The following is a 10,492-nucleotide window of genomic DNA, read 5'->3' on the forward strand; positions in this document are numbered from 1 at the left end:
ATGGTAGGTGTAAAAAATATTTATTCGAGAGCAATTAACGCTGATTATAGTAAAATTGAGCTTTGTGGCGCTGGTAAAAGGTTAATAAGTCTTTTGATGGAATTGTAAAAGCTTATAAAATAAGTAGTTGATGTGATTTTTCGATCAATTTAGTTTGTTTATAACTTTTAAAAAGTTATATTTGATACAAATAGCTTTGAAAATATAAAAAAAAATTGTAGTGCTATTGAAACCCTAACTTAATATTTAACTATGGCCCCAGTAGTTTTTCTTTCTATTCATAATATTAAATTATCGGAAAATTTACTGCCTAAATTTGGAGAAAAGTCATTAGGGGTTTTCTATTTTATTTGTGTCTTTTTTTTTCTTTTTAACTCAGTTGTTTATAGTCATGGTAGTTTGTCTGCTAGAATTAATGAAATTTCAATAGAGATTTCTAAAAATCCAACCAAAGCAAGTTTATACTTTGAACGAGGATTTTTATACTTTCAACATTTTGAATATAAAAAATCAACTAAAGATTACTTAAAAGCGGAAAAATTAGGGCTTAGAGATGGTTCTCTTCATTTTAGAATGGCCGAAACATATTTTCAAAGAAAATTATATAAAAATGCCTTAAAACGCCTAGAGAATGAAAATTTAGTTGAATCTCTTACATTGGAAGCTACTAAATTAAAGGCTCAAATTTTCATTAAGTTAAATAAACCTTTAATGGCTTATCAATTTTATTCTAATTACATTAATTCCACCACTAATTTAAAGCCAAATGATATAATTGAATATTGCAATATAATTTTACGTATTGATGATGAAAATTATAAAACTGCAATTAATGCTATTAACACAGGCTTACTTAAACTAGGAGAAAACACAATTACCTTACAATTAAAAAAACTTGACTATTTAATAGCTTCAAATCAACTAGATGAAGTACTAAACCAGTACAATTATTTTATTTTGAATACCACCAGAAAGGAATTATGGTATTATAAAAAGGCTGTGTATTTAAATACTATTCAAAAACAACAAGACTCTAATATAGCCTTGCAACAAGCCAAAACTTCAATCGCATTGCTAAGTCCAAAATATCAAAATACAATTGCCATAAAAAAATTATTGCATCAAATTAATGAATTAGAAAAAAACCTGACCTTATGATAAAGAAAATTACTTTTTTAGGAATGTTGTTAATTGCTACAACTTTTTTTGCACAAATAACCATAAACTCTGAAGATTTTGAAAGTGGAACCTTTACAGGAACTCAATGGAATGATGGAGGAACATATTGTGAATTAGTTAGCAATTCACTGCCAAATAATAACTATGCTATTAAATTAAATAGTGGAGGAGCCAATGCTACTTATTCGGTTTACTCAAATTCTTTTGATTTAATTGGATATACTTCAGTAGATATTTATTTTGATTTTCAAACTACAGATTATAATGGAGATGATGATTTTTATTTAGAATATAGTATCGATGGATCAAATTGGCTAAAATTTCCTACCAATGGATTTAATATAGATGCTGATGTTTTATTCACAAATAACACAAAATATACCCAACAAAAAGTTAGTATAACTGCTACTTTTTCAGCAACAACATCGTTTAGATTTAGAAGTTCAGCATCTGGTAATGATGTTAATGCCTTTTTATTTATAGATAATATTTTAATTCAAGCATTTGGACCAAATCCTCCATCTCCGTCTGTAGAATCTATTTCTTCAGGAGACGTTTGGAGGTATTTAGATGATGGTTCTAATTTAGGTACAGCTTGGACAGCCATTTCTTATGATGATAGTTCTTGGGACTACGGTGCTTCGGAATTAGGTTATGGCGATGGAGATGAAGCTACTAATATTGGAACTCCAAGTGATCCAAAACCAATTACAACGTACTTTAGAAAAGAATTTTCAATTGCGGATAAATCAATTTATAATAGCTTGGATTTAGAAGCTGTTAGAGATGATGGAATGGTGGTTTATTTAAATGATACACAAATTTGGAGAGATGGAGTTGATGAGACCTTTACTTATTCAACATTAGCAAATCAAACTATTGGTGGAGATGACGAATCAGCTTGGATTACAAAAAATATGGCTTCTACACTTTTAATAAACGGTATTAATGTAATTGCTGTAGAAATTCATCAAGTAAACACAACTAGTTCTGATATTAGCTTTAATTTTAAACTTACACCTAGCGATCTTCCTGTAGGAGCAGCCACAGTAGTTAGAGGGCCTTATTTGCAAACAGGAACGCCAACAAGTGTAATTGTTAAATGGAGAACAAATAACGCAACGGAATCAGTTGTAAATTATGGAACTAGCTTAGGAGCTTTAAATAATACCGTGTTAGATTTAACTTCTACAACCGAACATGAAGTTACATTATCAGGTTTAAATCCAAACACCAAATATTATTATGAAATTGCCGACGCTACATATATTTTAGTACCACAAGAAAGTGAAATGTTTGTAAAAACATCTCCACCTCACGGCACTAAACAATTTGTTAGAATGTGGGCATTAGGAGATGCAGGTACCGAAGGGCAAACTTCTTATGCTGGGCAACAAAAAGCTGTGAGAGACGCATATTATAATTATGTGGCAAATGCTGGGTCAAATCCTGGACAGACAGATATGATGTTGTTTTTAGGAGATAATGCTTATGATAATGGTTCTGATGCAGATTTTCAAAGAGGATTTTTTAATGGTTTTGCTCCTATACTAAAAAACACAGTTGCTTGGTCTTGTCTTGGAAATCACGAAACCTATTCAGTAGGTGGAGCTTCTAACGCTTCCGCATCACCTTATTATGACATATTCACATTTCCAAAAGCAGCAGAAGCAGGAGGAACAGCATCAGGAACTGAGGCCTATTATTCATATGATTATGCCAATATCCACTTTATAGTATTAGAATCTATGAGCTTGTATAATGATGCTACTCAAATGAACTGGGTTACAAATGATATAAATAACACAAACCAAGATTGGATTATAGCATATTTCCATCATCCTCCATATACAAAAGGTTCTCATAATTCAGATACTGAAACAGAATTAATAGCTATGAGACAGAATTTTTTAAGTATTCTAGAAGATGGTGGTGTTGATTTAATTTTAAATGGTCATTCGCACTCTTATGAACGTTCCTATTTTATAAATGGGCATTATGGAAACTCAGATTCGTTTGATGCAGCATTGCATACAGTTGGCATAAATGGAGATAAATCTGGTAAGGCTGATACAACTGATGGTGCTTATTCAAAAACGGCTACAGACAATGAAGGAGCAGTATACGTTGTTACTGGTTCGGCTGGTAAAATATCTGGATTTAATCAAGATGGTTTTCACGAAGCAATGTATTTTAATAAAAATCAATTAGGCTCTTCTGTTATTGAAATTGAAAGTGATGGTAATAATGGTCAAAATTTAAATTTAAAATTTGTTGAATCTACGGAACTAATAACCGATTATTTCACCATACATAAAACAGGTATTACTCTATCAGCAAATAATTTAGATAAGGATAATAATTTAATTAAACTATATCCAGTCCCAGCAAATAGTTTTTTAAATATTGATTTAAAATCTAACGAAAATTTACGTAAAGTAAGTTTTTACAATACCATTGGTAATTTAGTAAAAGAGACTGAAAAACAACAAATTAATATTGGTAATTTAAAAACCGGTATGTACATGGTTGTTATTGAAACAGATCAAAATAATTATTATAAATCAATAATTGTTGAATAATTTACCTTTTTAAAAGGATTGAACTTAAACTATATACAAAACCTGGTTTTTCTTTCAAACTAAGTTTTCTTTATAGTAAATAAATTGAGAGGGAGTTTAATACAAACTCCTACAGTAAAAAGTTTAAAACCAAAGCAATGAAAAGAAAATTACATATAACCCCACAAATTAATTCTTCCATATTTAAGCAAGTAAAATTTAAATATTTAAAATTAGTTTTTCTATTATTTTTATTGAATTCAGTTAGTGTACAAGTAGTTTTTGGACAAACAACAGGCGATTTTCGTTCAAAAAACACCACAGGAAATTGGAGCGATTCTTTATCTTGGCAAACTTACAATGGAACGGCATGGGATAACGCAACAACATACCCAGGGCAGAATACAGGTACATATAATGTAACTATACAATCAACCCATACAATTTCAATTTCTTCTAATTTTACAGCAGCTGGTTACCCAACTGTAAATATGGGAAGTGTTGTTGTAAATGGTACATTAAGTATTGGAGGATCTGAGCTTATACAAATTTATTTAACAACACCATTACTTTCTATAGCTTCAACGGGTGTGTTAAATTTTGTAAATCAAAAAACGGAACTGTATTTATCTAGTAACGCAGTTCTTCAAATAAATTCTGGAGGTACAATTACCGGTAAAACCTCTAATAATTCTGAAATATATATTGATAATCAGTTAGTTGCTGTTGGTGCAGGAGGAGGAGGATCAGTAGTTACTTTTAGTACACTTGTTGCAGGTGGAGGATCATTAAATTCTAATATTACCACGCCAAGTACTAGCCCTACAACAATTAGTTTAGGGCAGCCAATTACATTAATAGGGAAATTTGATGGAGCATTAACAAGTATAAATTACCAATGGTCTGCTTTAGACCCAGATAATTTTAGTGTTTCAATTACTTCAAATTCAGGCACCCTAGCAAATAATACCTCGGTTACTACACCAACTTCATTTACACCAACAAAAACAGGCACTTATTTAGTGTCTTTAAGAGTTGCAAATGCGGGTAATACATTGGTCAATATAGAAACTAAAACGGTAATTGTAGTTTCTTCTTTAGATATTCCAGTGATTAATGGTGATGATGATGTGGAAGAAAATGTTATTGGCGGAGCAATGGATTTATCAAGTACAGATTTGGAGTTGTATAAAGATGGCTCAGATGAACAATTTGTTGGTATTCGATTTCAAAATGTTTCAATTCCAGCTAGTTCAACTATAACTAAAGCATATATTCAGTTTAAAGTAGATGAAACAAATCCAACAGCTGTTACACTAAATGTTAAAGGGATAAATGTTGATAATTCATCTATATTTACAAATGATGCTTATAATATTTCTAAAAGAATAGATGGAACACTTTCTTCAAGCACATTAGCAAATGTAAGTTGGACACCACCAAGTTGGCCTGCAGAAGGCGATCAAGGAATAGACCAAAGAACTTCAGAATTAAAAACTATAGTTCAGGAAATTATTAATAGAAATGGTTGGAATAGTGGAAATGCAATGTCTTTTGTGTTTTCAAAAGTATCAGGAGCAGGTGTTAGAATTGCAGAATCTTATAATGGAGATTCTAGTGGTGCGCCTACGCTTCACATTGAATACACCCAACCAGTGAGAGCAATTAAAATTGTTGATGATGCTTCAAATTTTATTGCTGATGCAAGTGCAAATAGTCCATCAGTAGTAAATAATACGCAATTTGGAAATGTTCAATTGGGTCTTTCTTCAACCAAAACATATACAATTAAAAATAACGGAACTTCTGTTTTAACTATAAGTTCAATAACTAGTTCCTTAGGAGAATTTACTTTATCTGGAGTACCTACAACTGTAGCGGCTGGAAGTTCAGCAACATTTAATGTTATTTTTACTCCAAGTAACGATTTTTCAACTTTTAACAGTACCATTACTGTTAATAATAACGATCCAGATATTGCAGAGCAAGCCTATACATTTACGGTTCAAGGAACTGGACAACCATTGGCTCCTGAAATAAATTTAAAAGGTAACAGCTTTAATATTGCTAGTGGTGATATATCTCCTTACGCAGGAGATAACACCTATTTTTACAGTTCAGCTATTGCAACTGCCGAAACACATGCATTTACAATAGAAAATACTGGATCTGCCGTACTTAATATTACTTCCATTACAAGTAATAATGCAGAATTTACAATTACGGGTGTTCCTGTATCAATCTCAGCATTGGGAACTGGAACATTTAACGTTGTTTATAGTCCAACAAATGCTGGTCCAAGTGTGGCAACAATTACAATTCTTAATAATGATGGTGATGAATTTTCGTATACATTTAATGTTGCTGGAGAAATTTCTACACCGCAAACTGTTGGCCCTAATGGGGCATGGAAATATTTAGATAATGGTTCAGATCAAGGAACTGCTTGGCAAGGAACGGGATACGACGATTCTTCTTGGGCATCTGGAAATGCAGAATTAGGTTTTGGTGATGGAGACGAAACTACAGTTGTTAGTTATGGAGGAGATGCTAATAATATTTATACAACTACGTATTTTAGAAAAACTTTTATAGCTACAGCTGCAGATTTGGAATTTGATATTTTGGCTTTAAAAGCCATTAGGGATGATGGTATGGTTGTATATTTAAATGGTACTGAAATTTGGAGAGATAATATGCCTACGGGTACCATTTCGTATTCAACATTTGCAAGTGCTGCTGTATCTAATGAATCTAGCTGGACAAGTAAAAATTTTATAAATTCATTAGTAGTAGGAACAAACGTATTAGCTGTTGAGATTCATCAAAATAGTTTAACAAGTTCAGATCTTAGTTTTAATTTTGATTTAGAATTGGAGAAAAGTTCAATTTTAGAAGCAGGAGGTGTTTGGTATTACAAGGATGATGGTTCTAATCAAGGTACTGCTTGGCAAACAGATACAGGCTTATATTCAACTTGGTCAAAAGGTTTTGCTCAATTAGGTTTTGGTGATAGTGATGAAACTACAGTTATAAATGATGTAGATCAAATTACTACCTATTTTAGAAAATCATTTGAAGTAAGTGCAACAGAGGCAGCCTTCAAAAATTTGGTTTTAAACGCTATTATAGACGATGGAATGGTTGTGTATATTGATGGAGTTGAGGTTTGGAGAGATAATATGCCAACAGGAGCTATAGTATTTAGTACTGTGGCAACAACAGATACTCCAAATGAAGATGATTGGAAAAATATAATATTAACGAATAATTTAACAGTTGGTACTCATGAAATTGCTGTTGAAGTGCATCAAAATAGCAGTACAAGTTCTGATGTGAGTTTCGATTTTTATATTGAGTTTAATAATTTGGTTTTAACTCCAGATGAGGAATGGTATTATTTAGATGATGGTTCAAATCAAGGAACCGCTTGGAGAACAGCAAATGTTGGACCTTCGGGAGCAAATTGGTCGTCAGGGAATGCACAATTAGGCTTTGGGGATGGAGATGAAACTACAGTTTTGGTTAATAATTCTCAAATAACAACCTATTTTAGAAAAACAATTACAGCTACAGGTGTAGATGTTACCAATTCAACCTTACAAATTAATGCTGTTAGAGATGATGGAATTGTAGTTTATATAAATGGAGTGGAGGTTCTTAGAAATAACATGCCTACAGGTCCAATCAATTATAATACAACGGCTTTTGGTGATGTAACAAATTTGGCAACCGATAGAAATTTTGAAGATTTTTGGAATGTTTATAAAGTTGATAACTCTTTAATTAATGGGGTTAATGAAATAGCGGTAGAAATTCACCAATATAATGCTTCTAGTAATGATATTAGTTTTAATTTATCTCTAGAAACAAATAACGATTTTATTTTAGTTCCTACCATAAAACCAGATCGAGATTTAGATGGTGTTGAAGATTATTTAGATGCCGATGACGATAATGATGCATTGCCAGATGTAGTTGAAGGTTGTTTTACAACAAAACCAGAAATTTTAGAAACAGATGGTGATGGTGAAACACAAATATTAAATAAATTACCATTAACTACAACACCTCTTGATGATGGAAATTCTATTACCTATAGCGTTAATGATAAAACTAAATTTACAGAAATAAATGCATATGATGCCGGTCAACACGGGTTTGGTTTAAGAGTAAGAGGTCCAGTAACCGAAGGTGAATTTAAACTTGAATTTGCAATTCCTGTTAATAATTTATTTTTTAAACTAATTGATTTTGATGAAGGTGAAAAGTATAAAATTGATGTGTATGATGCTGCCGGTGTAATAGTTGATTTAGAAACTGAAGAAGGTATTTACCATTTAGGATCATATATAAATTTTAATGGAGATAATACTATTGAAGATATTTATAATACCACAGCTCCAAATGCAAACAATCCAGAAAATAGAGCGGATGATATTTATGGAGCGGCATATTTTTACTTCCCAAATATTAAGGTGAGTAAAATAGTTTTTACTATTGATTATACTGGTGGTGGTACCATTAGAATTGCAGGTGTGCAATATTGTAGTTTAGATACAGACGGAGATGGAATAGATGATTTTTACGATTCTGATAGTGATAATGATGGAATACCAGATATAGTAGAAGGTGGAGGAACAGATGAGAATGGCGATGGTAAAGTAGATAATTTTATTGACATAGACGGTGATGGAGTTTCAGAACCTTATGATTCTGATCCAAATACTTATTTTATTTCTGAAGCAGGAAAATTACTTGCCTTAGATTTTGATTATGATGGAATTATTAACAGGATAGATTTAGACAGTGATAATGATGGAATATTAGACATTATAGAGGCAGGTGGAATAGATGTAAATGGTGATGGGCAAATAGATGGTTTTACAGATGTAGATAAAGATGGTTACCATGACCCGTTTGATGGCGCTGGAAGTTTATTAATAACTGGCCCAGACGCAAACGGTGATGGATTTCCAGATAATTATCCTTATAAAAATGCAGATGAAACATTATATCCTAATTTTAGAGATATCGATAGTGATGATGATGGTATTACAGACCATACTGAAGCTCAGGCAACACTTGCAACTTTTATAAATTACACAGGTGTAGATTCTGATGGTGATGGTATATTAGATGTATATGATAATTATATTGGATTTGGTGGAAATGGTTTAATACCTGTAGATTCTGATGGAGACGGAACGCCAGATTATTTAGATTTGAATTCAGATAATCATGGAGAATTAGATATAATTGAAGGACATGATTCCAATGGTGATGGGTTCATTAATCCAAGTGACGAAGGTTCTTGTTTAACTTCCATTACGGCTTTTACAGGTTTAAAAACGGGCTTAGATGAAGATGAAGATGGACTGGATGATGGCTTTGATAATAATATAAGTCAAACCGCAAGTAATTATAATCCTACAAATGAAGGTTTTTCACCAATGCTACTCCCTAATATTGATGATATAGCAACTCCAGAAAGAGATTGGAGGGAGCCAGATCAAGTGTATAGTTTTATAGATTTTGATGGTTTTAATGATTATATAGATTTTGCAGATAAGCATAATTTAACGTCTTCATTTACAATTGAAGCTTGGGTAAAACAAAATTCATCATCAAACGGAAATGGATTTATTGTAGGTAAACGAGATTGTAATAAAGGAACAAATGCAGGTTATAATTTTGGACTTGTTAATAATTATCCAAACATTAAATGGTACAATACTTCAGGAGGATTAATAGTAGATTTAACAGCTACCTATGCAATTGGAAAAGATAAATGGTATTATGTATCGGCTACTTACAATGATGTAACAAAAGTTGTAAAGCTTTATATTGATGGAGTTGAAGTTGCTAGCGCTAGTTCAATTTCTTCAGCGCCACTTGCCACAACAGAATCCTTTTTATTAGGTGCTAAATTTGATGATACAGATTTATCTCAAAAACTATCTAATGAATTTCATGGTTGGATTGATGAGGTTAGAATCTGGAATGTAGCCTTAAATGAAGAGCAAATGCATATGATGATGAATCAGGAAATTGAAGAAAATGGAACTTTCGTTAAAGGTAAAACTATTCCTATAGACGTACCTGGTTTGGCTTGGGCCAATTTATTAGGTTATTACCCAATGAATTCAATTGTTATTGGAGATTTAGTAGATCAATCCAGTTATGCTAATAATGGAAGAATTAGAAATATCTTAACGGCTGAAGAGCAAACAGCTCCTTTACCATATACTACTGCTATAAATGGAAATTGGGATACAAATACTACTTGGACCCAAAATAGTGTGTGGAATATTCCAAATACAGTAGGGGTAGATGGATCAACTATTGTAGATTGGAATATTGTAACAACATCACATGATGTGAATACTGTTAGGGCTGTAAATGTTTTAGGTTTAAAAGTAAATGCAAATGAACTTTCCATAAATGCTGATAATAGGTTAGATGTTACGCATTATTTAAAAATTGATGGTGTTATAGATTTAGATGGTGAATCTCAATTAATTCAACCAGAAGGAAGTTATTTTGACCCTGCAAGTAGTGGTTATATAGAGCGAGATCAACAAGGAGAAGGCAATAAATATAGATACAATCAATGGTCGTCGCCTGTTTATACTGCAAATGATGGAAAAAACTACACAACAGTAGCCGCATCCTTAAGAGATGGAACAGATCCTGACAATCCAAAAACCATTACATTTAATGATACAGGTTATGATGGAGAAACTTCATCA

General features: G+C 32.0%; 3 protein-coding genes. All 3 read left to right on the forward strand.

Annotation, left to right across the window (positions count from 1 at the left end; genetic code table 11):
* The first annotated feature begins 252 nt into the window (after positions 1-252).
* On the forward strand, positions 253-1,158 hold the full coding sequence (locus ABY298_RS12200) for a tetratricopeptide repeat protein (protein WP_372746338.1): 906 nt from the start codon (positions 253-255) through the stop codon (positions 1,156-1,158).
* Positions 1,155-3,761, forward strand: a complete 2,607-nt coding sequence (locus ABY298_RS12205; protein ID WP_372746339.1) for a metallophosphoesterase — start codon at positions 1,155-1,157, stop codon at positions 3,759-3,761. Before ABY298_RS12200 ends, ABY298_RS12205 begins: the two co-directional genes overlap by 4 nt.
* A gap of 137 nt (positions 3,762-3,898) precedes the next feature.
* Positions 3,899-10,492: choice-of-anchor D domain-containing protein (locus tag ABY298_RS12210; protein ID WP_372746340.1), on the forward strand; the 6,594-nt coding region annotated here is incomplete at its 3' end.

This window comes from Lutibacter sp., from assembly GCF_041596795.1.
Classification (GTDB): domain Bacteria; phylum Bacteroidota; class Bacteroidia; order Flavobacteriales; family Flavobacteriaceae; genus Lutibacter.

What these genes read in the sequence shown, in the direction of transcription:
- ABY298_RS12205 (WP_372746339.1), top strand. Translation starts at nt 1,155, where the DNA reads ATGATAAAGAAAATTACTTTTTTAGGAATGTTGTTAATTGCTACAACT.
- ABY298_RS12200 (WP_372746338.1), top strand. Translation starts at nt 253, where the DNA reads ATGGCCCCAGTAGTTTTTCTTTCTATTCATAATATTAAATTATCGGAA.